The sequence below is a fragment of the Coleofasciculus sp. genome (assembly GCF_046565525.1).
Lineage (GTDB): Bacteria > Cyanobacteriota > Cyanobacteriia > Cyanobacteriales > Coleofasciculaceae > Coleofasciculus.
Genome location: NZ_JBKHUP010000258.1, coordinates 1 through 1270 on the forward strand (window position 1 = coordinate 1; position 1270 = coordinate 1270).

Annotated in this window: 1 protein-coding gene; it reads right to left on the minus strand. The window is 50.4% G+C overall.

The genetic code is table 11. The features are described from left to right. Positions 1-863: 863 nt before the first annotated feature. The coding region (locus ACLGGO_RS35585) for a class A beta-lactamase (RefSeq protein WP_001355501.1) at positions 864-1270 on the minus strand (407 nt) is incomplete at its 5' end.

Genomic DNA, 1270 nt, shown 5'->3' on the forward strand with positions numbered 1-1270 from the left:
GTAATACGGTTATCCACAGAATCAGGGGATAACGCAGGAAAGAACATGTGAGCAAAAGGCCAGCAAAAGGCCAGGAACCGTAAAAAGGCCGCGTTGCTGGCGTTTTTCCATAGGCTCCGCCCCCCTGACGAGCATCACAAAAATCGACGCTCAAGTCAGAGGTGGCGAAACCCGACAGGACTATAAAGATACCAGGCGTTTCCCCCTGGAAGCTCCCTCGTGCGCTCTCCTGTTCCGACCCTGCCGCTTACCGGATACCTGTCCGCCTTTCTCCCTTCGGGAAGCGTGGCGCTTTCTCATAGCTCACGCTGTAGGTATCTCAGTTCGGTGTAGGTCGTTCGCTCCAAGCTGGGCTGTGTGCACGAACCCCCCGTTCAGCCCGACCGCTGCGCCTTATCCGGTAACTATCGTCTTGAGTCCAACCCGGTAAGACACGACTTATCGCCACTGGCAGCAGCCACTGGTAACAGGATTAGCAGAGCGAGGTATGTAGGCGGTGCTACAGAGTTCTTGAAGTGGTGGCCTAACTACGGCTACACTAGAAGAACAGTATTTGGTATCTGCGCTCTGCTGAAGCCAGTTACCTTCGGAAAAAGAGTTGGTAGCTCTTGATCCGGCAAACAAACCACCGCTGGTAGCGGTGGTTTTTTTGTTTGCAAGCAGCAGATTACGCGCAGAAAAAAAGGATCTCAAGAAGATCCTTTGATCTTTTCTACGGGGTCTGACGCTCAGTGGAACGAAAACTCACGTTAAGGGATTTTGGTCATGAGATTATCAAAAAGGATCTTCACCTAGATCCTTTTAAATTAAAAATGAAGTTTTAAATCAATCTAAAGTATATATGAGTAAACTTGGTCTGACAGTTACCAATGCTTAATCAGTGAGGCACCTATCTCAGCGATCTGTCTATTTCGTTCATCCATAGTTGCCTGACTCCCCGTCGTGTAGATAACTACGATACGGGAGGGCTTACCATCTGGCCCCAGTGCTGCAATGATACCGCGAGACCCACGCTCACCGGCTCCAGATTTATCAGCAATAAACCAGCCAGCCGGAAGGGCCGAGCGCAGAAGTGGTCCTGCAACTTTATCCGCCTCCATCCAGTCTATTAATTGTTGCCGGGAAGCTAGAGTAAGTAGTTCGCCAGTTAATAGTTTGCGCAACGTTGTTGCCATTGCTACAGGCATCGTGGTGTCACGCTCGTCGTTTGGTATGGCTTCATTCAGCTCCGGTTCCCAACGATCAAGGCGAGTTACATGATCCCCCATGT